Origin of the sequence: Hymenobacter gummosus, from assembly GCF_003970915.1 — a bacterium.
Classification (GTDB): Bacteria; Bacteroidota; Bacteroidia; order Cytophagales; family Hymenobacteraceae; genus Solirubrum; species Solirubrum gummosum.
The window spans coordinates 105,224-127,823 of sequence record NZ_RXOF01000016.1 but is presented as its reverse complement, the minus strand read 5'-3'; the positions used below and the strand labels follow the sequence as shown (position 1 = coordinate 127,823).

Here is a 22,600-nt window from a genome sequence, read left to right as displayed (position 1 = left end):
CAGCTTCGGGCGTGGCGGGTGGCGTTGAAGCTGGCAAGGTAATGCCGGATGGCCGCTAAAAGCAGCTACTTGGCGATGCGCAGGTAAGCTCTATTAATATTCTGTTTCCCGCTAAACACCTCCAGAATAAACTGAGGATTTTTATCAATCGCTATTCCGGAGGCCAGGAACAGCTTTTGCGCATCAATATTCTTAAATTCATCAAGCTTACATTCTGCAAGAAACTTTGGGTACCCTATTGCCTCAATACGAATTTTTATTGTAAGCTCGGCCCTCGCTTTATTTTTATATTTCGGCAGAATATTTATCTGCGAAATATCACCAAGCGTCACAGGCTGCTTCTCCGCGTTTTGGCCACGCAACAAAAAATCAACTCCCCATATTTCCATTCTGGGCTGTTCGGGAAGCTGCTTGACGAAAGCTCCATCTTTCCAATCTTCAACATAAAGCTGATTTCCCTGCTCGTCAAAGTACGTCCACCGTCCTACTTTGACGCTGCAGTAACCCCGCTCACAAAGATTATCCCAGTTGCCGCTGTCGTTTTCCTTGTACTGCCCGCTCTCTTTCAGCTTTCCGTTAGGATGATATGTTTTCCACCACCCCACAGGAGCATCGGTGCAACGCACACCTTCGTTCACCAGTCTACCGTCCGAATTATACATCTGTAGAATACAAGGACAGCAGTTGTCTATATTCCGCCGGCTAGATTGGAAACTATCGTAAGTTATTTTATCGACGCGCTTCCCATCAATGAAATAGCTGAATCCTATCCCATCGGGCTTCTTTGAGGAACTTCCGGAGAAGAATTTTTTGGTCGCAAGATTCTTGTAACTGCTTGTACTTGCTGATTGACTAACAGCATCCTGTATTGTCAGAAGTAAGGAAGCAAATACAATAATCCAATATTTCATATTTATCAGGCTTTAGGTCAAATATCGTCTTCGCTACCAAGAGCTGTGAAGCCAGCTATGCCCAGCCACCCCGGTAGCGGAGGGTGCTACGGCCGCAAGTAAGCAACCAGCCGCTACGAATCGGCCCCCAGCACCACTCGAAACTGCCCAACCGCCTCAACAACCCGCCGCACAGCCTCCAAATCCTGCATTTCAGCGCCGACAAACCGCGGAAACTCCAGCCACTCGATTTCCTTGTAGGCGCACCAGCCGCCGAGGCTGGGCCGGCCTGAAACCATCGATTCCATGGCGGAGGCGTAGTAATTGAAGTTGTAGCTGTCCTGCTCGTCGATAAGCAGGTACCGCTCCACGCTGGCGTCTTCCCACATGAGCTTCACCAGGCACTGCGGCACCAGCGGCCAGCTGTCGACCAGCGCCCCAATGAGCTTTACCCACTTTGCGTTACTCATCAGTGGCTGTAGCTGCGCGGCGGCAATCAGTTTACCGAGCGAATCATCATCCCGCTTTACCGCAAACTGCTTCATTGGTCCTATTAGCTTTCACGTTTCCTGGTAGCCCGAGCAGCAAGGCCACTATTCCTCTTCCCGCGAATCGTAGCGGTAGATGTCCACGTCGGTGGTCGTTTGGGTGCGGTAGAGGAAGCTGATGGTGCGCAAATCGTGGCCCAGAGCCGGCGCCGGGGCTTCGTCGTTGACGTCGACGTACAGCACGATTTCCAGCACCGAGTCGAGGCCAAACTGCTGCTTAAGGCCGACGATGGCTGGCGCGTGGTCCTCGAAGCGGGCGACTACTTGCGTCACCAACTCGTCCAGCAGCAGGGCCGCCGGGCGCGTCTGCCACTGCCAGCAGGCATATTTCGCGCTGGGGTTGTAGCGGAGTTTGTCGCCCCGGCGCCAGGCCGCGGTGGGCTCGGTGCCCAGGCGGCGGGTGACTTCGGCGGGGTCAAAATCGTGGCCTTGCAGCGCAAAGTAGACGTAGGAATGGGCGGCGGGCATGCAGGCGCGGCGGATAAGGGCAACGGTTGCGAGTATGCCCGGTGGGCCAAATTAGTCCACCTTCAGCGGCGGGCCCACCACCTTCATTTCGTGGGCGGCAAACAGCTGGGCTAGCTCCGGCTGCGTGGGCTCGGCTTTCAGCGCGGCCAGGGCCACGAAAAACTCCTCCAGCTTGCCGGCGGGCTGCATAATCACCGTCATGCGGCCGCGGGGGCTCACCTGCGTCCAGGCGTGGGGCACGTGGCGGGGCAGAAAGATGGAGTCCCCGGTCTTGAGGCGGTATTTGTCGTCGCCGACCTGAAAAGCGTACTCCCCGTCGAGCACGTAGAAGATTTCGTCCTGGCCCAGGTGCACGTGCAGCGGGGTGCCGCGGCCGGGCGAGAGGCTGGTTTGCTCGAAGATGGCCAAGTCGCCGCCCGTATCCTTGCCCGATACCTTCACGTCGAGCACGTTCTGATTGACGCCTTTGAGCTGAATGTGGCCGTGAAAGCGCCCTTCGCCGGCCGCGGCCTTGAAGCCTTTACCGTTGCGCTCGGGCGGCGCGGCCAGGGCGGCGGGGGCGGCCAGCGGCAGCGCGGCCAGGGAAGTCTGCAGGAAGCGGCGACGTTTCATAGCGCGGGGGCAAGAAGTAGCAGGAGCAATTTCCGGCGGGCCGCTGCAGCCTACTCGTGCAGAGTCGCTGCGGCTAGCCGACTGAAAATATAGCAGTTAGCCGCTATTCTTTTGCGTCCGACGCCCGGCTCAGTGGTCGTAGCTCACCACGCGGGTAATTTTCCACTGCCCGTTCTGCAGGCGCCAGACCATCATGTTCCGGAAAGTGCCGCAGTCGTCCCGGCCGTTTTCCCGGTGGCAGAAGCGGTGCTGGTAGGTTTCGACGGCCCCGTAGCCCTTGATGGGGTACACTTCCAGCGTGCCGGGCACCAGTACGCGGTGCAGGCCGGTGGTGCGGTTCTGCTCGAACAGGCGCCGGAAGCCCTGCATGGTCTGCTCGAAGTTGCTGAGCCCGCCCTTGTCGTGGTAGAACTCCAGATCCTCGGCAAAGAAGGTCTGCAGCCGGGCCGCGTCGTGCTGGTTGAAGGCCACGAACATGGCGCTGTCGAGCCCGGCAATGGTGCGGTACAGGGCCGCATCGACGGGCGGCCGGGGCGGCGCCGGGGCTAGTGAGGCGGCCGGCGGGGCAGTGGCGCAGGCGCTGAGCAGCAGGCCCAACGCGGCGGGCCGGGCATGAGAAAGGTTGTTCATAGCAGGAGAGCAGGTGAAGGGACGGGGCGGCACCCCGGGGGCCGCGGCGCGAAAATACCGGTTGGGCCGGGCCAAACCGCTCGTCTCACATGCCTGTGTGAGGGGCTGCCGGCAGCCCAAACGGCTCAGCCCGCGGCGGCCAGCCCGCGGGTATCGGCGTAGCTGTCGAAGGGCAGCTCGGCGCTCAGCCAGGCCGGCAGCACGTCGTTGCGGATGAGGAGCTTGACCACGTAGTAGCGGTGAATGGCGCAGTTCATCTTTTCGTACAGCGCCAGCAGGGGTCCGGCGCATTCGGGCGTAACGTTGGCCTCGTAGATGCGGCAACAGCTGGCAGCCAGGGCTTCAACGGCTTCTTCGCTGCGGCTACGCTCAACCAGTCGGCTCAGCAGGGCCGCGTCGCCGGGCTGGTAGTTGCGGGTGAGCAGGTCGGCGTAGCGGGCCGGCCGGCGGGCGGTGGGCAGGTTTTTCAGGGCCAGCGCCCGGATTTCGGGGCCGGTGAGCAGGGCCAGGGCATCCAGGGCCAGCTGGGCGGCGGCGCGGTGGCGGCCGGTATTGCGGACCGCGTAGGGCAGTAGCAGGCGGTAATCCAGCGGAAAAGGCACTACCGTAAAGCAGCTTAGCAGCTTTTCCCGCTCCAGGTGGCTGCGGGCCGCCGGCAGCCGCTCGGCCAGTTCCCGGGCCTCGGCTTCTGCCAAGCCCCGCCGGGGCAGCCGCCGCCGGATAAACCAGGGCTTGTAGCGCAGCAGCTCCTCGATACTAAGGTCCGGAGCCGGCTCGGCCGCTGCTTCGGCCCGCAAACGGCGGTTGGCTTCCACGACCGCCAGGTAGCGGCCCACGTCGGCATCACGGCTGGCCAGCGCCGCCAGGGCGGCCCGACCGTCCTGCTCGGGGTACAACTCCTGAAAGTCGCGTAGCAGGGTATCATCGTGCCAATACTCCGGGTCGAGAGCCAGCCGCCGGCCGTATGCGCGGGCAATGTACTTCAACCCGCTCAGGCCGTCGAGGGCCATGATTTCCTTCGTGCCGGACCAATCGGTGTAACCGCTTTGCTGATCCCGCCGGAAGCGCCGGTGGATGGCCGCCCGGGCGGTGGCCGGCGCGTGGCCGTGCTCGGCCAGCCAGCGGGCTAGTTCCAGCAGCTGTATCTCGGTCCAGATATCGGGGTCGGCCGTGGCCAGGGCGCGCAGCACGGCCCGGCGGATGCGCGGCTGTTGCGGCCGCAGAGCCAGCTGGTAGAGCGCAAAGACGTAGCGGGCCCGGCTGCCTTCCGACTGCCGGTCGTAGGCGTAGTTATGGAGGGCTACGTCGATAATGGCGGCCGAAAAATCCACGGCGGGATGAGCTTGGGCCAGCAGACAGGCCCGGCCGAGGCCCAGGCGGGCGGCGTGCTGAAACTGCCGTTGGAGCTGACCAGCAGGGGGCATAGCGGATGGAAAAGCAACTGAATCGGCGGCCAAGATAAGGGCCAGGGCGGTCCTCGGGCCTTACCTTGCGCGCCGTACTACCCGTTCCGCCCATGAGCTTCTCCCCTACCTGGTCGCGCCGCGCCTTTCTGCACCGCTCTGCTCTGCTGGCCGCCGGCACCCTGCTGGCGGGCTGCGCGGCGGGCCGCGCCCGCCGCCCGGCGGCCGACTGGCTGCTGTACGTGGGCACCTACGGCCCGGCCGAGCAGGACAACCTCTTCCTCTACCGCCTGCACCCCGAAACCGGCGAAATGACGCGCCTAGCCGGTTTTGGCGGCGGCTTCAAGCCCGGCTTCCTTACGCTCAGCGCCGATGCGCGCCACCTCTACGCCGTCAACGCCAGCCTGGACTTTCAGGGGCGCAGCACGGGGGCGGTGCGCGCTTTTGCCGTCGACGGGGCCAGCGGCGGACTGCGCCTGCTCAACGAGCAGCCCTCCGAAGGCGCCGGGCCGTGCTACGTGAGCTTGCTGCCGGACGGCCGCGGGGCGCTGCTGGCCAACTACTTCGGCGGCACCATCAGCGCCCTGCCCATCCGGGCCGATGGCACGCTGGCCCCGGCCGCCGCCGTCGACCAGCACCAGGGCGCGGGGCCGCACAAGAACCAGGACAAGGCCCACGCCCACTGCATCTTCCCCGACCCGGCCGGCCGCTTCGCCCTGGCCGTGGATCTGGGCAACGACCAGGTGCTGAGCTACCGGCTGACGGCGGACGACAAGCTGCTGCAGTTGCCCCCGCAGGTAGCCTACCAGGGGCAGCCGGGGGCCGGGCCGCGCCACCTGGCCTTCCACCCCAACGGCCGCTGGGCCTACCTCATCAACGAGCTGAACTCCACCGTCACGGCCCTGAGCTACGAAGCGGCGGCGGGCACCTTCCGGGAGCTGCACACCGTGCCGGCCCTGCCCGCCGGCTTCAGCGGCCCCAACAGCAGCGCCGACATCCACGTGGCTCCCGACGGCCGCTTCGTGTACGCCTCCAACCGCGGGCACGACAGCCTGGTGGTGCTGGCCGTCGACGCCGCCTCGGGCCGGCTGGCGCTGGTGGAGCACGTGAGTACCCAGGGCAAGACCCCGCGCAACTTCGCCCTCACGCCCGACGGCCGCCTGCTGCTGGTGGCCAACCAGAACTCCGGCTCCATCTTCAGCTACCACGTGGACCGGGCCAGCGGCCGGCTGCGGCCCACGGGCTTCGCGGCCACCGCGCCGGCGCCGGTGTGCCTGCGCCTGCTGCCCGATTTTCGGGGCCGCTGAGCCACCCCGGGCCGGCTGCCGGCGGTACCGCCGCGGAAACTCTGGACCAGTCATATATAGATGATTAATTGTTCGGCTTGACGCCTAACTTTGACTACGACCTAACCCCTGGCTTGCGCATGGACATTACTACCTTCCCCGGTACTATCACCCCCGAACAATTCAATCAAGCTACCGCCCGGTGGCTGGAAGTTATCAGCGGACAGGATGAAGGCGCCCTGCAGCAGGGCTTCGACCAGAACGGGCTGCTGCTGGCCTCGGTGCGTTTCCCGGTAAGCCAGCTTATCAAACTGGTATCGACGGTGGGCATCAACGTGGTAAAGGCCAAGTTCGGCCTGCTGCCCGACCCGGAAACCGACCAGCTCGCGTTTACCCTGGTGCTGTTTGCCACCGACGCCAATGACCAGCGGATTTCCGCCTACTACGTCAACGCCGACTTCCGCCACGAAATCATCCCGCTGCCCAACGCGGTGGTGCCCAACCTGCTGGCCCAGACCTGGCTCGACAACTGGCGGGCCCTGACGAGCGTGCACCCGGGCCTGTTTGGCACCAGCTACGGCCCGCTACAGGGCTACACCTTCGATGCCCTGGACTTCACGGCCCCGCTGTTCGGGCTGGACTCGGCCGAGGGCGCCGATTTGCACGCCCGCTTCGGCCTGCACCAGTACTACCAGGACGGCCCCGACGGCCAGCAGGAAGCGCGCACCTTTGGCCTGGTGCTGCAGCTGTTTCAGCAGGGGGAACCCGGCCCCGACGCCCCCATTTTCGACATGTCCTCGCCCTGCCCGCCCACCTGCTAAGCGGCCCGGCGCCGCACCGCTCCTGCTCCGCCCCGCTTACCTCGTAGGGAAGGGTACTCTTTCCCCTCGACCACTCCCGCCCGACGCGCCCAGGGCATGTGACCTGGGCGCGTGGCCCGCCCGCACGGCACCCGGCGCGCCGTGGCCCCACCGTTACTGCCCGGCTCTATGGCTGCTCCCGAGGAACTCACTTTCAGCTGGCTGCTGCTGGGCGCGGTCAGCCTGATGCTGCTGCTGGGCGCGGGGCTGGTGGGCTTCCTGATTGTGTACCAGCGGCGCCTGCTGGGCCAGCAGCGCCACCTGCGCGCCGCCGAGGCCGCCTACCAGCAACAGCTGCTGGCGGCCACCATCGAGGCCCAGGAAGCCGAGCGGGAGCGAATCGGGCGCGACCTGCACGACGGCATCGGCTCCACCATTGCCACGGCCAAGCTGATGGTGCACCGCCTGGAGCAAACCGCCGCGGGCGGCAACGCCGAGCTGTTTGGCATGGTGACGGACATCCTGAGCACGGCCGTGCAGGACACCCGCCGCATCTCGCACAACCTGTACCCGGCCGTGCTCAGCCACGTCGGCCTGGCCGATGCCCTGCGCCACCTGGCCAAATCCAGCAACGAAACCGGGGCGCTGCGCATTCAGCTGGCGGTGGACTACCCCACGCCCCTGCCCGTGCAGCAGGAGCTGGCCCTGTACCGCATCTGCCAGGAATTGATTACCAACGCCTTCAAGCACGCCCGCGGCGCCACCACGCTCACCGTGAGCCTGCAGCCCCGCGGCCCGGTGCTGGTTCTCACCATTGCCGACGACGGCTGCGGCTTCGACCGCGCCGCCCTGCCCGGCGGCGGCGCCGGCCTGCGCAGCATCGACGCGCGGGTGCGCATGCTCGGGGCCCGGCAGCTGGGCCACTCCGCGCCCGGGCAGGGCACCCTGACCGTCATCGAAATTCCGCTGCCCGGACCCGCAGTGGCGGCCGACTAGCCGGCCGGCTACAACAGCTGCGGCAGCAGCGCGGCGGCGCCTTCCAGCGTGCCCACGTAGTGCACCACCGGCTCGAACAAGCTGCCCGAGGACAGCTCTATCTCGGCGCTGCCGACGGGGATGAACAGGCGCAGACTGCCGCGCAGGCTCATGCGCACCAGCAGTTCGCCGTGCTGGTAACGGGTGCCGCTGGGAATCCAGTCGGCGGGGAAAAAGCCGGCCCGGGCCAGGTCTTCTCTCGTCATGCGGAAAAAACGGAAGGAAGCCGGGGCGCGGCTTCCTTCGGGGAAAGGTACTCTTGCATTACAGGTTGGGCGCGGCCGGCTCCCAGCCGCCGCCCAGGGCCCGGTACAGCTCGATGAGCAGGCTGAACTGGGTGCGGCGCAGCTGGGCGGCTTCCAGCTCGGCGTCGAGCACGCTGCGCTGGGCCGTAATGACTTCGAGGTAGTCGGCGCGGTTGGCGCGGTACAGGTCGCCGGCGGCCTGCACGGCCTGGTTCAGCGCGGCGGCTTCCTGCTGCTTGAGGGCGTAGGCGCGGCGGTAGTGCGAGAGGCCGCGCAGGTTGGTGTGCACCTCCCGGAAGCCCGTTTGCAGGGCCCGCTGGTAGGCGAAGAAGGCCTCGTGGTCGGCGGCGGTGGCGCGCTGGTAGTCGGCCCGGATGAGGCTGCGGTTGAGCACCGGGGCCGTCAGCCCGCCCAGTACGCCCAGGGCAATGGACTCGGGGCGGAACAGCAGGGCGCCGCTGTAGGCGTTCAGGCCGAGGTAGGGCGTGATGGTGAGCGAGGGCAGAAACGCGGCCCGGGCGGCCGACACGTCGGCGTGGGCTGCCGCCAGCTCCAGCTCGGCCTGGCGCACGTCGGGGCGGCGCAGCAGGGCGCGGGCGGGTAGGCCGGCGGCCACGGTATCGGGCAGGGGCTGCTGGCGGATGGGCGCGCCGCGGGCAATGCGCCGGGGGTAGCGGCCCAGCAGCTGGTTGAGCTGGTTTTCGCCTTCCACTACCCGCTGCAGGGCCTGCTGCTCCAGGCCGCGGGTGCGCAGCAGCTGGGCCGTAAACTGCTGCACGGCCAGCTCGGTGGCGCGGCCGGCCAGCTTCTGCACCCGCACAATTTCCAGGGCCTTGGCCTGGTAGTCGGCGTTGCGGCGCAGCACGTCCAGCTCGTTGTCGAGGGCCAGCAGCTCGTAATAGAGCGTGGCTACCTGGGCCACCACGGAGGTGGTGACGAGGTAGCGGCCCTGCTCGGTGGCCAGCACGCGGGCCGTGGCGGCGCGGCGGCGGTGGCGCAGCTTGCCCCAGATATCCACTTCCCAGGAGCTGCGCAAACCCAGGAAGAAGTCGGGCGTGTAGGGCGTCGGAATGCGCTGCCGCCGCTCGATGTTGGGCGAGAGGTTGGTGTCGAAGTTGCCGACGCCGTTCAGGGTGTAGTCGCCCCACTTATCCACCCCGGCCGAGGCCACCCCGTTGACGGTGGGCAGCAGGGCGCCGCGGGCGGCTATCAGGGCGGCGCGGGCCTGCTCCACCCGGCGCACGGCAATCTGCACGTCGAGGTTGTTCTGCAGGGCCGTGTCGATGAGGCCCACCAGCTGCGGGTCGTTGAAAAACTCGCGCCAGGGCTTGTCGGCAATGCTGGCCGAATCGGAGGGCGCGAGCGAGCCGAAAGCCGGCGGCAGCGCGGCGCTGACGCGCGGCGGGGCGGGCTCGGTGACTTTGCAGCCGCCGAGCAGACCGAGGGCCAGCAGCGCGGGCAGGATATAGCTTCTTAAACGAGACATGGCAGGAATCTGTAGCGCGGGCTTGGCTAACGCCGACCTTCGGTTTAGCCCGCGTCCGCCCGGACGATTGTCGTTGAACAGAACCAAGCGGACGAGAAGGTTACTATCTGCGAGAAGGTTACTATCTGATGGACGCGGGCTAAAGCCCGCGCTACAGGGCGCCGGGCCCTTCCGGCCGAAACATCCCCGCCGCTTCGCGTGCTGGCGGTTCCCCAACCGTAACCCTCAAGCGAGGGCGGCAAGGATATTTCGGCCGGACGAGCCGGGCAGTATGAGGGAGTTGAGTTAGGCATGTCTGGGCTCCAGGCGGCGGACCACGGCGGCGTCTTGGGCTTCCTCCTCCTCGTCCTCATCCGCGGTGGCGGGTTTGCTCAGCGAGGCGAAGAGCACGTACAGGCCGGGGATGATGACCACTCCGAACAGCGTACCGATGAGCATGCCGCCCGCCGCCGCCGTGCCGATGCTGCGGTTGCCCAGCGCGCCGGCGCCCGAGGCAATGCAGAGCGGAATCAGGCCGGCAATGAAGGCGAAGGAGGTCATCAGGATGGGCCGCAGGCGCGACACGGCGCCTTCCACCGCGGCGTCGAGCACCGTGGCGCCCTGCTGCCGGCGCTGGTTGGCCACCTCGATGATGAGGATGGCGTTTTTACCCAGCAAACCGATCAGCATCACCAGCGCCACCTGGGCGTAGATGTTGTTTTCCAGCCCCAGCAGCTTCAGCGAGAGGAAGGCCCCGAACACGCCCACCGGCAAACTCAGCAGCACCGGCAGCGGCAGCAGGAAGCTTTCGTACTGGGCGGCCAGCAGCAGGTACACGAACACGATGACCATCAGGAACACGTAAACGGCCTGGTTGCCCGACAGAATCTGCTCCCGCGTCATCCCGCTCCACTCGTAGCTGAAACCGCGCGGCAGCTCCTGCTTGGCCACCCGCTCGGCGGCCTGAATGGCCTCGCCCGAGGAGAAGCCGGGGGCGGCGTCGCCGTTGAGCATGGCCGAGGTGTACATGTTGTAGCGCGTCAGCTGCTCGGGGCCGTACACGCGCTCCATCGTGAGGAAAGTCGAGTACGGTACCATCTCGCCCCGGTCGTTCTTGACATAGAGCTTGAGCACGTCCTCGGGCGCGGCGCGGTAGTTCGGGGCGGCCTGCACCATCACCTTGTACATCTGCCCGAAGCGGATGAAGTTGGAGGCGTAGTACGAGCCCAGCAGCGTCTGCAGGGTGCTCATGGCCCGGTCCACGGTCACGCCGCGCTTGGCCGCCATTTCCTGGTCGACGTGGATGAGGTACTGCGGGAAGTTCGGGTCGAAGGTGGTGAAGGCGGCCCCGATTTCGGGCGTCTTGGCCAGGGCGGTAATAAACTTATTGGTGGCGGCGGCCGTCTGCTGCAGGTCGCCGCGGCCGGTTTTGTCGAGGATGCGCAGCTCGAAGCCGCTGCTGTTGCCGAAGCCCGGCACGGTGGGCGGCGAGAAGAACTCGATGCGGGCGTCGCGGATGCCGGCCGTGCGCTTGCGCAGCTCTTGAATCAGCTCGTCCACGGACTCTTCGCGCTGGTCCCAGCTTTTGAGGTTAATCATGCCCATGCCGTAGGAGGCGCCGGCCACTTCGTTGAGCAGGCTGTAGCCGGCCAGCGTCGTCACCGATTCCACCGGCCCGAGCTTGGCCGCCTGCCGCTGAATCTGGTCGAGTACCTGCTCGGTCCGCTCCACGGTGGCGCCGGCCGGGGCCGTCACGTTCACGTAAATCATGCCCTGGTCCTCGTTCGGAATAAAGCCCGAGGGCAGGATCAGGCTCAGGCCCCAGGTGGCGAGGCTGAACAAAACGAACAGGCCGATGGTCAGCCAGCGGCGCGGCGCCAGGCGGTAGAGCAGCCGCTCGTAACCCCGGGCCAGCGCGTCGTAGCGGCGGTTGAAGCCGGCGAAAAAGCGCGCCAGCAGGCCGGGCCGCTTCTGCAGAGCGGCGTCGGCTTCGCCGGGCTCCAACGAGCCCTCAGCCGCGTGCTCCTCCCCCGCCGCGTGCACCGGTTTGAGCATCAGCGCGCACAGGGCCGGCGTGAGCGTGAGGGCGTTGACGCCCGAAATGACGATGGAAATGGCCAGCGTGAGCGAGAATTGGCGGTAGAACACGCCCACCGGCCCGCTCATAAAGGCCACCGGCACGAATACCGCCGTCATCACCAGCGTAATAGCCACGATGGCCCCGCCGATTTCCTTCATAGCCGCCAGCGTCGCCTTGCGCGCCGACAAATGCTCCTCGTGCATCTTCACGTGCACGGCCTCCACCACCACAATGGCGTTGTCGACCACGATGCCGATGGCCAGCACCAGCGCGAAGAGCGTGAGCAGGTTGATGCTAAAGCCGAAGACCTGCATGAAGGCCAGCGTGCCGATGAGGGCCACGGGCACGGCCAGGGCCGGAATGAGCGTGCTGCGCCAGTCCTGCAGGAATAGGTACACCACGATGAACACCAGCACGAAGGCCTCGAACAGGGTCCGCAGCACCTCGTGGATACTCGCGTCGAGGAAGCGCGACACGTCGTAGCTGATGTTGTAGGTCATGCCCGGCGGGAAGGAGGTTTTCTGCAGCTCGGCCATGCGGGTTTTCACGTTTTCGATGACCTCGCGGGCGTTGGAGCCGGGGCGCTGCTTGAGCATGATGGCGGCCGAGGCGCGGCCGTCGGTTTTGGAGGCCATGCCGTAGCTGAGCGTACCGAATTCAACCTCGGCCACGTCGCGCAGGCGCAGCACCGAGCCGTCGGCGTTGGCGCGCACCACGATGCTCTTGTATTGCTCGGGCTCGAACAGCTTGCCGGTGTAGCGCAGCACGTACTGCAGCATCTGGGCCGAGCGGCCGGAGCTTTCCCCGGTCTGGCCCGGCGCCGCCTCCACGTTCTGCGCCCGGATGGCGTCCACCACCTCGTCGGCCGACACGTCGTAGGCCAGCAGGCGGTCGGGCTTGAGCCATACGCGCATGGAGTACTCGCGGGAGCCCATGATTTCGGCCCGGCCCACGCCCTCGATGCGCTTGAGCTCCTGCAGGATGTTGATGTCGGCGAAGTTGTAGATGAACTCCTCGTCGGGCGAGGGGTCGGTGCTCATCACGTTCAGGTACAGCAACATGCTGTTCACTTCCTTCTCCGTGGTCACGCCGGCCTTGATGACTTCCTCCGGCAGCTCGTCGATGATGGTGGTAACGCGGTTCTGCACGTTCACCGCCGCCAAATCGGGGTCGGTGCCCACTTCGAAAAACACCTGGATGGCCGTGATGCCGTTGTTGCTGGTCACGGTCGACATGTAGGTCATGCCCGGCACGCCGTTGATGGCGCGCTCCAGCGGGGTGGCCACGGCCTTGGCGCACACCTCGGCGTTGGCGCCGGTGTACTTGGCCGTTACCGTGACGGAGGGCGGCACGATTTCGGGAAACTGCGTGATGGGCAGCGAGAAAAACGCCAGCCCGCCTAGCAGCAGGAATATCAGCGAAATGACCAGCGACAACACCGGCCGCTTGATGAACAGTGCGAGCATGCAATAGGTAGGTAGTCAGCCGGCGCGGGGCCGGCGACGTGAGAAAATCAACCCCGCTCCTGACGCCCGCCGGGCGGCGCCGGGCCGCGTCGTCAAAACCACCGCTCTTCTCCTTTCTCCAATGGGGAAAATGGCTTCGACTAACGGCCCGGGCTGCACCAGCGGGCGGACGTGCGGCGCGCAACGGGTGGACGCGCCGACGTCGGAGGAAATGGGGTTAAAAGGCGTGCGCCGTGGCCACCGGGCCGCCGCCGTTGCCGCGGCTGGGCGCCGGGGCCAGCAGGCTGTCCATCCCGATGGGCTGCGGGCGAATCAGCATTCCGTCGCGGGCGTCCTGCACGCCCTCGTACACCACCCGGTCGCCGGGCTGCAGGCCCGATTCCACCAGGTAGAAGTGCGAGAGGCGGGTGCGCGGCACGAAGTGCTGCTGGTGCAGGCGGTTGTTTTTGTCGACCACGAACACGTAGTTCTTGTCCTGCAGCTCGAACACCGCTTTCTGCGGCAGCAGCAGGGCATTGTCGACTTCGCTGGCCAGCTGCACGCGGCCGGTGGCGCCGTGCTTGAGCAGGCGGCCGGGGTTTTCGAAGCGCGCCCGGAAGGCAATGGAGCCGGTATTGGCGTCAAACTCGCTTTCCACCGTCTCGATGCGGCCCGCGTGGGGGTAGCTGCTGCCGTCGGCCAGGATCAGGTGCACGTCGTCGGCCGGGGCGGCGCTGCCCCGGGGGTGGCGCTTCATGTAGTCGAGGTACTCGCCCTCCGACACGGTAAAATAGGCGTACACCGCCCGGATGTCGGACACGGTGGTGAGCAAGGTGCCGTCGTCCACCAGGCTCCCCACTTTCAGCGGAATCCGGTCGATGATGCCGTCGAAGGGGGCCCGCACCTGGGTGTAGCTCAGGTTCAGGCGGGCTGAGGCCAGCGCGGAACTGGCCTGCGCCACGTGCGACTGGGCCGCTTTCAGCTTGGCCTTGGCCACTTCCAGCTCGGTAGAAGACACGATGTTCTTTTCCACCAGCATGGTCACCTGCTTGACTTCCAGCTCGGCCACCCGGGTTTCGGCCTGGGCGCTGGCCAGGGCTGCCTGGGCCTTGCTAATCTGGGTGCGGAACGGGGCGTCGTTGATGCTGAACAGCAGCTGGCCGGCTTTCACCGACTGGCCCTCGTCGACGTGAATGTGCTCCAGGAAGCCGGGCACCCGGCCGCGCAGCTCCACGTTGCGCAGGGCCTGGATATCGGCCACGTACTTGCGGTAGAGCACCGTGTCCTTGGTCACCAGCTGGGTCACGGGCAGCGTGGGCTGCTCGGCGGCGGGCTGCTGGGCGGCTTCGGTTTCGCCCTTGGCCGAGCAGCCGGCGAGCAGGGCGCTGAGGGCCGCGGCGGCCAGCGGCAGGGAAAAGCTTCGGAATAAGGCGGATACAGACATGGTGAGGGTGCCGCTAACGGCTGAGGGCGGCAGGGTACACCGCAAAGGAGGCCCCGCGGCATTAGAGCCGCGTGAGAACGGGATTAGAAAAGATTAAAAGCTCGTTAAAGCTTCACCGGATTGGCGTGGGGCTGACCCAGCAGGCTCACCAGCACGCTGTCTTTGCGCAGCTGCTCGGCCTGGCAGTGGGCCAGCTGCGTCTGGGCCAGGCGCAGCTCCAGCTCCGACTCGGCCACGCGGGCATCGGCCTCAAAGGCCTGTTCCAGGGGGGAATGCTCGGCCAGCAGCAGGTAGCAGTTCAGGCCAGCGGAAAGCATCAGCGCCATCAGCAGCAGGAAGGCTGGAAGCTGCAGGCGGTCTTTTTTCTTCATGGGCAGAATGCGACGATAGGCCACAAAGCTGCCCACGGGGTATTAGAGCCGCGTGAGAACGGGATTAGAAAAGATTAGAAGGGGGCCGGAGCGCAAACCGCAGGTCGACGGAGTCAACTTTTAGTTCGCGCATCGTAGCTGACATCCGGACGAGTGCCGTTCAACGAGGCGCGAACTGAAAGTTCGCGCTACACGCAACGCACAAAAAAATGGCTGGGAGCCGGGGCTCCCAGCCATGAGCTGGTGGTAGTAAGAGGCCGCGGTGGCGGGCTTACACCTGCACGATGCCGCCGTCGACGAACAGCTCCGCCCCGGTCACGAAGCTGCTGTCGTCTGAGGCCAGGAACACGATGGCCTTGGCCACCTCGTCGGCCTCACCCAGGCGCCCCAGCGGCATCACGCTCGTCATCTGGGCCTTGAACTGCGCGAGGTGCTCGGGCGAATCGATCAGGCCATTGAGGCCGGGTGTTTCGATGGGCCCCGGACTGACGGCATTCACCCGGATGCGGCGGCCTTTCAGGTCGACGGCCCAGTTGCGGGCCAGGGAACGGTTGGCCGCCTTCGTGGCGCTGTAGATACTGCTGCTGCCCGTGCCCTTCGAGCCCGAGACGGACGACAGGAGCACGATGGTGGAGCCGTCGGGGAGCAGGGGCAGGGCCTTCTGCACCGTAAACACCATGCCCTTCACGTTGACGTCGAACTGCCGGTCGTAGTGCTCTTCGGTAATGGCCTCTACGGGCAGGAACTCGCCCACGGCCGCGTTGGCTACCACCACGTCGAGCCGGCCCTTCTGCGCCTTGATGGCGGCTACCGCCCGGTCCAGATCGGCCAGGTTGCTCACGTCGCCCTGCAGCCCCACGGCGTGGTTGCTGCCTAGCAGCTGCACCGCGGCGTCCAGCTCGGCCTGCCGCCGGCCGGTGATGAACACGAACGCTCCTTCGGCCACGAAGCGCTGGGCCGTAGCCAGGCCGATACCAGTGCTACCACCGGTGACGAGGGCAATTTTACCGGCTAGCTTTTGGGAAGTTGTCATGAGAAAAAGAGGGATTATTGGTTGGTTTCGGCGAGGAACCATCGATAGTTACTTTCAGTTACTAACGTCAATCATTTCGCCCCACAAACTGGTTACCCTCCCGTAACAAACGGGCTTCAACCCGCCCTTTCACCCAGCTACCCCATGCGCGACGCTGTTTTCTGTGGTTCTTCCTGCCCCATGACCCGCACGATGGGCGTGCTGGGCGGCAAATGGAAGCTCATCATCATCTCCAACCTGGGCCAGCGCCGGCTGCGCTTCGGCCAGCTGGCCCAGCGCCTGTACCTCACCTCGCGCAAGGTGCTGACCGAGCAGCTCAAGGAATTGGAGGAAGACGGCATCGTGCGCCGCGAGGCGTTTGCCGAGCTGCCCCCCCGGGTGGAGTATTCGCTGACCGAGCGCGGCCTGGCGCTGCTGCCCATCCTCGAACAGCTCTGCGCCTGGAACAGCAGCACCGCCCCGACCGAAGCGGCCAGCTGACCAGCGCCGGGCCCAGCAAATTGCCGCCTTCGTAATGTCGGGCAGCCTGATTGCACCCGGCAGTGTGTGGCTGCCGGCCCCTACAGCACCGGCGCGGCGGGCAGGCGCACACTGGCCGTGGTGCCCTCCCCTACCTTCGACTCTACCAGCAGCTCGCCGCCGTGCAAGCGAATGATTTTCTGGGTGATGGGCAGGCCCAAGCCGTAGCCGGTGGCCGTCTGCCGGCCGGTTTCGGCGCGGAACAGCGGCTCGTAGATGCGCTCCAGCGCCGCTGGTTCGATGCCGATGCCCGCGTCCTGCACCACGATTTGCAGCGTGCCAGGGCCGCGGTAACCCAGCTCCACCAGCACCGGGCCGTCGGAGTACTTGCAGGCGTTATCGAGCAGGTTGAGCAGGGCAGTGCTGAGCAGCGGGGCATTGCCTTCCACCACAAACGGCTCGTCCAGCTCCTCCGGCAGCTCGCCGAAGCTCAGGCGCACCTGCCGACCGGGGTATTTGGCGGCGCAGTTGGCCAGGGCCTGGGTTAGGCACTCGTCCAGGCGCACCTGCTGGCGGCTCACGGTAGCCTCGTCGGCGCGGGCCAGGGCCAGCAGGCTGTTGGTGAGGCCGATAAGCCGGCGGATTTCCTGCTGGGCCGACTGCATGCTGCGCTTGGCTTCGGCCAGGTTCTCGTCGTAGAGCACGGAGGTTTCCAGCGTACCCAGGGCGTTGGTGAGCGGGGTGCGCAGCTCGTGCGAGGCGTGGGCCACGAAGCTTTTCTGGGCCTCGAAGGCCTGCTCCAGGCCCGCCAGCATGCGGTTGAAGGTCATGGCCAGCTGGGCCACTTCGTCCTTCTGGTTGCCCTCGTTCACGCGGCGGCTCAGGTTGGAGGCCGTGATGCGCCGCACTTCCCGCACCACGCGCGCCATGGGCTTCAGCGACTCCTCGGCGAAGTACCAGCCGGCCACCACAATCAGGGCCAGGGCGCCGAGGTTGCCCACCAGCAGGATGAGCCGCAGCTTGTCGAGCTGCTGAAAGCCCACGTCGTCGTAGCCGGCGGCGAAGATGCGGTAGTCGCCGCCCTCGAACGCGTAGGTCATGCCCAGGGCCTCGCGCCCGCCGAAGCGGAAGCTTACCGGCCGCTCGGGCCGCACTTCGGCCAGGTGGGCCTCGTTGCCGCGCTGGTCAATCCGGTCGTCGCTTTCGTAGATGAGCCGGCCGTGGGGCGAGTACACGCTGATCTGCTCCTGGGGCATGGTCAGCAAATCACGGCGGCGGAAGGTGCGCAGAATGCCGGCGCGCAGGTTGCCGCGCTGCAGCAGGATGCGCCCGGTCAGCTCGCACTTGCCCCGCAGGCGGTTCACGAACTTCTGCTCCCGCGTGGCGGCGTGAAAAAAGTACACGAACAGCGACAAGCTCAGCTGAATGGCCAGCACCAGCAGGGTAAAGCGCAGAATGAGCTTGTTGCGGATGAGCATTTTGTAATTAATAATTAAGAATGAACAATTAATAATTGAGGCTGCGTTACGGGCGCCCGTTTAGCAGCAAATGCGCAAGAACAGGCGCGGGCTTTATTCATCCTTCTTCTCTTTTCATTGGCACCAATTGTTAATTCTTAATTATTCATTATTAATTATCACCCTTCCCGCATCACGTAGCCCATGCCCACCACGGTATGAATCAGCTTGGGCTCGAAGCCCTTGTCGATTTTCTTGCGCAGGTAGCTCACGTACACGTCGATGACGTTGGTGTTGGTGTCGAAGTTCAGCTCCCAGACGCGCTCGGCAATATCCACGCGCGAGACGGTTTTGCCGCGGTTCAGCAGCAGGTATTCCAGCAGGGAGTATTCGCGGGTGGTCAGCTCGATGCGCTGCCCGGCGCGGGTGACGGTTTTGGCGTCGAGGTTCAGCTCCAGGTCGGCCATGCGCAGGATGCGCTTGACGGCGGGGGCGTCGGTGCCGCGCTTGGCCAGGGCGCGGGTGCGCAGCAGCAGCTCCCGAAACTCGAAGGGCTTCACCAGGTAGTCGTCGGCCCCGGCCTCGAACCCCGTCACTTTGTCGTCGATGCTGTCGAGGGCGGTAAGCATAAGCACCGGCACCGCGGGGTCGTGCTGGCGCAGGCGGCGGCACAGCTCGAAGCCGTTGACGTAGGGCAGGTTCACGTCGAGGATGACCACGTCGTAGCGGTTCTGCTCCAGCAGGGACTGGCCCACGCGGCCGTCGTAGGCTATTTCCAGCTCGTAGGCCTCGTTCTCGAAGCCTTTTTTGATGAACGAGGCCAGCTTGGGCTCGTCTTCCACCAGGAGTAATTTCATGCGAAAAGGCGCGGCGACCGGGGCCAAACTTACGCCGCCTTGCTGGGATACGCACGCCCGGACAATCTGGCCGGCCCGGCGTACGTTAACGTAAGCGCCGGTGCGTATCTTACCGCTGGCACGCTTCCTGCACCGCCGCCCCGAGTCTGCTCAACCCAAACACCCCGCCGCCGCTGATGTACCCGCTACTCCGCTTCCGCAACCTGCTTTTTCTGCTACTCAGCGGCCTGATTATCATCGGGCTGGGCGCCTTCTTCAAGGTGTCGCGCCTGCACCCGGTGTGGGCCGACGGCAGCCTGCTGGTGGGCATGGTATGCGTGCTGCTGGCCAAGGTATTGCTGCTGGTACAGTCGGTGCGCTGGGCGCTGCGCGTCAACCGGCGCCTAGCGGAGGCGTAGGGCGGGCCGTTACGGTATGGGTCCGGCACGCCTGAAATGTAGGCTTTCTGGCTGGTTCCCCCAGTAACCTGCTCCTCCGCACCGGGCTTCAATAGTTACGGGCGGGTACATGCGCTAGCTGCCCCCGAGCCATACAGGTTCCAAGGGCGCCCAATCCGTATTCAGAACTTCTCTTACCTGCGCGGCCAGGTCGTCGAGCGTCGTACCGTTAAACGGATAGTCTTTCCCCACTAGCATCTCGTTGAACCAGCCAACGTGCGAAAACCACCCCGGCTGCCCAATACCCGCTTGCTGAGCCAGCGGGTGTAGGATTAGCAGCTGTTGCAACTGCTTCTTTTGCTGCCTTACAGCCGGCGTCGTGGGGAAAAGTGTAACGCTAAAAGACGGCGACTCTGCCGGGTCCACCATGTGGCCGAACCACACCAGGTAGTCTATGCCCGCGGTGGAGCGCGGTCGGATATGAACCCGTGGATAGTCCGGTAAAATGGCTCCGCCCACGTAGTCGTCGCCAAAGGCTGCAATGATATTTTGCCCTATCATCTGCACTGCTTTCGTATCCATGTAGGTGAGCAGGCGTTTGGCCTGGGCCAACTCCCGCCGGTGACGCTGAGCAAACGCGAAGGCTTGAGCGAATTCAATTGGGTCTTGACTCATTTGCTTTAAGTGCTCCAGAAAATGTAACAATACGGGCAAGTAACGCGGGTTTGCTTGCTGAATCTTGGGTCCCAGCCCATACTCCACTGCCCGCGCCAACTCCAAGTGCGTGATGTAAGTCCATTCCGGGGGTACTATTTCGGCCTTTCGGCCCAGCACCACCCCAGCTTTGTAGCCTTTGGCTTCAATACTGCTCCAGTAGTTGTCAAAGTCATTGGCCAGCCAATGATTGATTTTATTCTCAACCAGAATCTGGAAAGAAGCTGACTGCGGACTCCGCTCCGATGGTCCATCGTGAATCAATAAATCCAGGCGCTGACCGTGCCGCATGGGGTACTCACATGCGGCGTGCACCGCTGCGTCCAATTCGGGCCAGCCGGGCTTTTTCAGCGTTAGGATATTCCGCAAAGCGGTGGCAAACAAATTACCCAGCCCATGCGGAGCCGCTGAGCGGAAGAAGAAGGCGTAGGTGTTGCTTAGCGGTACTTCCCGGCTGCTGATGCCAGCAATGGAGAAGAAATTTGGCTCAGGATCGGATTGCACCGGCCAACGGGCACCGTGTAGGAACTCAGCCAGCTGATTTTTATTGAAGTCAGGCATATAACACTATGTGTATTGAGGATAACAGGAGCTCTAACCCAGTTTAAGTCCGGGTTTCTGGGCTCAAGTTAGCCTTCGGCTTCTGGCTCACCAGCCACACGCCCAGAAAAATCAGCAGGCCCTGCCCTACCCGCGGCCAGGTCAGCACGTCGCGGCCCAGGCCTACGGCAATGAGCACGGCCAGGATGGGCTGCAGGTAGATGTACACGCCCAGCAGGGTGGGCGAGGCGTATTTCAGGGCCCAGTTGTTGAGCAGGTAGGCCACGATGGTGAGCAGGAACACCATGAACAGGATGTCGGCCCAGATGCGGGCGGGCAGCTGGGCGTAGTCGATGGCCAGAGCCTCGCGCCAGCCCAGCGGCACCACGATGCAGGCACCCACCAGGAAGCTGCGGGCCAGCACAGTGAAGGGGTGGTACTTCTTCATCAGCGGGGCGGCCAGCACCAGATACAGCCCGAAACAGGTGGCATTGAGCAGAATAAACAAGTTGCCCAGGGCGGCCGAGGCCCCGGCCGCGCCCACCGGCCCCCGGCTCAGAATGACCAGCGCCGCCCCCACCCCGGCCACCGCAATGCCCACGGCGCGCAGCGGCGTCACCCGCTCCCCGAGCAGCACCACCGAGGCCAGCACCACCACGATGGGCGACACCGTCTGAATCAGGGCCGCGCTGATGGGCGAAGTCAGGTTCAGGCCGGCGAAGAACAGCAGCTGGTTTAGCCCGATGCCCAGGATGCCGCACAGAATGGAGCGCACCGTATCGGGGCGGCCCGTGATGGACGTTTTGGCGACGAGCTTATCGAGCAGGCCGAAAAACAGGGCCGCCGTGACGACGCGCAGCACCACGATGCCACTGGGCTGGGCGTACTGCGGCATAACTTCCTTGGACAGGGAGTAGTTGGCGGCGTATATCAGCGCCACCACAAACAAGGCGGCGTGCACGCGCAGAGCAGAAGTCGAGGGAGAAGTTGTCAAGCCGTAAAAATGATGCGTGCCGTAGCGCGAACTTTGCCATTCGCGTATTCAAGTCGACTTCATGTTCTGCCAACCGTACTGAATGCGCGAACTACAAAGTTTGCGCTACTTCTGTTCATGACCTCTCTTTTCGACCCACCCGCCGACCAGCCCCGGCCCGGGGCCCCGCTGGCCGAGCGGCTGCGCCCGCGCACCCTGGCCGAGTACGTGGGGCAGCAGCACCTCGTGGGCGAGGGCGGCGTGCTGCGCCGCTACCTCGACGCGGGCCGCCTGCCCTCCCTCATTCTGTGGGGTCCGCCGGGCGTGGGCAAAACCACCCTGGCCCACCTGCTGGCCGCCCAGCTCAAGCTGCCCTTCGTGGCGTTGTCGGCCATCAACGCGGGCGTCAAGGACGTGCGCGACGTGATTCAGCAGGCCCGCTCGCGCCGCGGCACCATTCTGTTCATCGACGAAATTCACCGCTTCAGCAAGTCGCAGCAGGATGCCCTGCTGGGGGCCGTGGAGCAGGGCATCGTCACGCTCGTGGGCGCCACCACCGAAAATCCCTCGTTTGAGGTCATTCCGGCTATTCTGAGCCGGGCGCAGGTGTACGTGCTCGAAGCCCTGGGCAAGGACGACCTGACTGGCCTCATCGACCGGGCCCTGCGCGAGGACGAGGCCCTGCGCCGCCGCCCGGTGCGCGTGGCAAGCTACGACGCGCTGCTGCGCATCTCGGGGGGCGACGCCCGTAAGCTGCTCAACCTGCTGGAAATCGTGGTGCAGGCGGCTACGGCCAACCCCGAGACGGGCGAGGTGGTCATCACCGACGAGGTGGTGCAGCAGCTGGCCCAGCAAAACCTGGCCCGCTACGACAAGGGCGGCGAAATGCACTACGACGTCATTTCGGCCTTTATCAAGAGCATCCGCGGCTCCGACCCGAACGCGGCCCTCTACTACCTGGCCGTGATGCTGGAAGGCGGCGAAGATGCCAAGTTCATTGCCCGCCGCCTGCTCATCCTGGCCTCCGAGGACGTGGGCAATGCCAATCCCAACGCCTTGCTGCTGGCCCAGAGCACCTTCCAGGCCGTCACCGTCATCGGCATGCCCGAGTCGGACATCATTCTGGGCCAGTGCGTGGTGTACCTGGCGACTTCGCCCAAGAGCAACGCCTCCTACAAGGCCATCCGGGAGGCCCGGGCCTACGTGCGCCAGCACGGCGTGGCCCCCGTGCCGCTGCAGCTGCGCAACGCGCCCACCAAGCTCATGAAGCAGCTCGGCTACGGCACCGAGTACCAGTACTCCCACGACGGCCCCGGCAACTTCGCCTACCAGGAGTTCATGCCCGACGGCCTCGGCCAGCAGCGCTTCTACACCCCCGGCGACAACTCCACCGAAGCCAAGATTCTGGAGCGCCTGCGCTACTGGTGGGGCGAGAAGTACGGCTACTAATCACGGATTTGGACGGATT

At 64.9% G+C, this 22,600-nt stretch carries 22 protein-coding genes; 6 read left to right on the top strand and 16 right to left on the bottom strand.

The genetic code is table 11. The features are described from left to right. Positions 1-65: 65 nt before the first annotated feature. From EJV47_RS22565 to EJV47_RS22540, 6 genes are all read right to left on the bottom strand, one after another. Positions 66-911, bottom strand: coding sequence for a toxin-antitoxin system YwqK family antitoxin (locus EJV47_RS22565; protein WP_126695473.1), 846 nt, complete (start codon positions 909-911; stop codon positions 66-68). A 113-nt stretch (positions 912-1,024) separates the two neighbouring features. Further along, positions 1,025-1,360, bottom strand: a complete 336-nt coding sequence (locus EJV47_RS22560) for a hypothetical protein (RefSeq protein WP_126695472.1) — start codon at positions 1,358-1,360, stop codon at positions 1,025-1,027. A 123-nt stretch (positions 1,361-1,483) separates the two neighbouring features. Beyond that, positions 1,484-1,906 carry a DUF4279 domain-containing protein gene (locus EJV47_RS22555; RefSeq protein ID WP_126695471.1) on the bottom strand — a complete coding sequence of 141 codons (423 nt, stop codon included), beginning with the start codon at positions 1,904-1,906 and terminating at the stop codon, positions 1,484-1,486. Positions 1,907-1,957: 51 nt separating this feature from the next. Then, positions 1,958-2,518 carry a cupin domain-containing protein gene (locus tag EJV47_RS22550; protein ID WP_126695470.1) on the bottom strand — a complete coding sequence of 187 codons (561 nt, stop codon included), beginning with the start codon at positions 2,516-2,518 and terminating at the stop codon, positions 1,958-1,960. 129 nt (positions 2,519-2,647) lie between these two features. Next, on the bottom strand, positions 2,648-3,148 hold the full coding sequence (locus EJV47_RS22545) for a nuclear transport factor 2 family protein (RefSeq protein ID WP_126695469.1): 501 nt from the start codon (positions 3,146-3,148) through the stop codon (positions 2,648-2,650). Positions 3,149-3,273: 125 nt separating this feature from the next. After that, positions 3,274-4,572, bottom strand: coding sequence for a hypothetical protein (locus tag EJV47_RS22540; RefSeq protein ID WP_126695468.1), 1,299 nt, complete (start codon positions 4,570-4,572; stop codon positions 3,274-3,276). Between the two features lie 92 nt (positions 4,573-4,664). Between EJV47_RS22540 and EJV47_RS22535 the strand changes: the two genes are divergently transcribed. The 3 genes from EJV47_RS22535 to EJV47_RS22525 all read left to right on the top strand — a co-directional run bounded on the left by EJV47_RS22535 (position 4,665) and on the right by EJV47_RS22525 (position 7,633). Beyond that, entirely contained in the window at positions 4,665-5,858 is a 1,194-nt protein-coding gene (locus EJV47_RS22535; protein ID WP_126695467.1) for a lactonase family protein, read from the top strand. 119 nt (positions 5,859-5,977) lie between these two features. After that, on the top strand, positions 5,978-6,658 hold the full coding sequence (locus EJV47_RS22530; RefSeq protein ID WP_126695466.1) for a hypothetical protein: 681 nt from the start codon (positions 5,978-5,980) through the stop codon (positions 6,656-6,658). Positions 6,659-6,826: 168 nt separating this feature from the next. Continuing rightward, a complete protein-coding gene (locus EJV47_RS22525; RefSeq protein WP_126695465.1) occupies positions 6,827-7,633 on the top strand; it encodes a sensor histidine kinase in 807 nt (268 codons plus the stop codon). An 8-nt stretch (positions 7,634-7,641) separates the two neighbouring features. Here EJV47_RS22525 and EJV47_RS22520 read toward each other — a convergent pair whose 3' ends face one another. The 6 genes from EJV47_RS22520 to EJV47_RS22495 form a co-directional block, all read right to left on the bottom strand. Then, positions 7,642-7,878 carry a hypothetical protein gene (locus tag EJV47_RS22520; protein WP_126695464.1) on the bottom strand — a complete coding sequence of 79 codons (237 nt, stop codon included), beginning with the start codon at positions 7,876-7,878 and terminating at the stop codon, positions 7,642-7,644. Positions 7,879-7,936: 58 nt separating this feature from the next. Further along, on the bottom strand, positions 7,937-9,403 hold the full coding sequence (locus tag EJV47_RS22515) for an efflux transporter outer membrane subunit (protein WP_126695463.1): 1,467 nt from the start codon (positions 9,401-9,403) through the stop codon (positions 7,937-7,939). Between the two features lie 285 nt (positions 9,404-9,688). After that, on the bottom strand, positions 9,689-12,928 hold the full coding sequence (locus tag EJV47_RS22510) for an efflux RND transporter permease subunit (RefSeq protein WP_126695462.1): 3,240 nt from the start codon (positions 12,926-12,928) through the stop codon (positions 9,689-9,691). 217 nt (positions 12,929-13,145) lie between these two features. Continuing rightward, positions 13,146-14,351 (bottom strand): efflux RND transporter periplasmic adaptor subunit, encoded by a 1,206-nt coding sequence (locus EJV47_RS22505; RefSeq protein WP_126695461.1) that lies wholly within the window; start codon positions 14,349-14,351, stop codon positions 13,146-13,148. Between the two features lie 104 nt (positions 14,352-14,455). Then, a complete protein-coding gene (locus tag EJV47_RS22500) occupies positions 14,456-14,722 on the bottom strand; it encodes a hypothetical protein (protein WP_126695460.1) in 267 nt (88 codons plus the stop codon). A 271-nt stretch (positions 14,723-14,993) separates the two neighbouring features. Continuing rightward, entirely contained in the window at positions 14,994-15,755 is a 762-nt protein-coding gene (locus EJV47_RS22495; RefSeq protein WP_126695459.1) for an SDR family NAD(P)-dependent oxidoreductase, read from the bottom strand. 144 nt (positions 15,756-15,899) lie between these two features. Here EJV47_RS22495 and EJV47_RS22490 point away from each other — a divergent pair, with 144 nt between their 5' ends. Next, positions 15,900-16,235: a winged helix-turn-helix transcriptional regulator gene (locus EJV47_RS22490; protein ID WP_207895968.1), complete on the top strand. Its 336-nt coding sequence runs from the start codon at positions 15,900-15,902 to the stop codon at positions 16,233-16,235. A gap of 80 nt (positions 16,236-16,315) precedes the next feature. On the opposite strand, the gene EJV47_RS22485 is transcribed toward EJV47_RS22490, so the two are convergent. Then, positions 16,316-17,692 carry a sensor histidine kinase gene (locus tag EJV47_RS22485; RefSeq protein ID WP_126695458.1) on the bottom strand — a complete coding sequence of 459 codons (1,377 nt, stop codon included), beginning with the start codon at positions 17,690-17,692 and terminating at the stop codon, positions 16,316-16,318. A gap of 158 nt (positions 17,693-17,850) precedes the next feature. Next, positions 17,851-18,528: a response regulator transcription factor gene (locus EJV47_RS22480; RefSeq protein WP_126695457.1), complete on the bottom strand. Its 678-nt coding sequence runs from the start codon at positions 18,526-18,528 to the stop codon at positions 17,851-17,853. A 176-nt stretch (positions 18,529-18,704) separates the two neighbouring features. Here EJV47_RS22480 and EJV47_RS22475 point away from each other — a divergent pair, with 176 nt between their 5' ends. After that, positions 18,705-18,926, top strand: coding sequence for a hypothetical protein (locus EJV47_RS22475; protein WP_126695456.1), 222 nt, complete (start codon positions 18,705-18,707; stop codon positions 18,924-18,926). A gap of 114 nt (positions 18,927-19,040) precedes the next feature. Here EJV47_RS22475 and EJV47_RS22470 read toward each other — a convergent pair whose 3' ends face one another. Both EJV47_RS22470 and EJV47_RS22465 read right to left on the bottom strand, forming a co-directional pair. Continuing rightward, the gene (locus EJV47_RS22470; RefSeq protein WP_126695455.1) at positions 19,041-20,180 is read right to left on the bottom strand and encodes a PD-(D/E)XK nuclease family protein; all 1,140 of its coding nucleotides are present in this window, start codon (positions 20,178-20,180) and stop codon (positions 19,041-19,043) included. Positions 20,181-20,223: 43 nt separating this feature from the next. After that, on the bottom strand, positions 20,224-21,153 hold the full coding sequence (locus tag EJV47_RS22465; protein WP_126695454.1) for a DMT family transporter: 930 nt from the start codon (positions 21,151-21,153) through the stop codon (positions 20,224-20,226). A 117-nt stretch (positions 21,154-21,270) separates the two neighbouring features. Here EJV47_RS22465 and EJV47_RS22460 point away from each other — a divergent pair, with 117 nt between their 5' ends. Continuing rightward, complete coding sequence (locus tag EJV47_RS22460) at positions 21,271-22,581, top strand: replication-associated recombination protein A (RefSeq protein ID WP_126695453.1); 1,311 nt, start codon at positions 21,271-21,273, stop codon at positions 22,579-22,581. Positions 22,582-22,600: the final 19 nt, after the last annotated feature.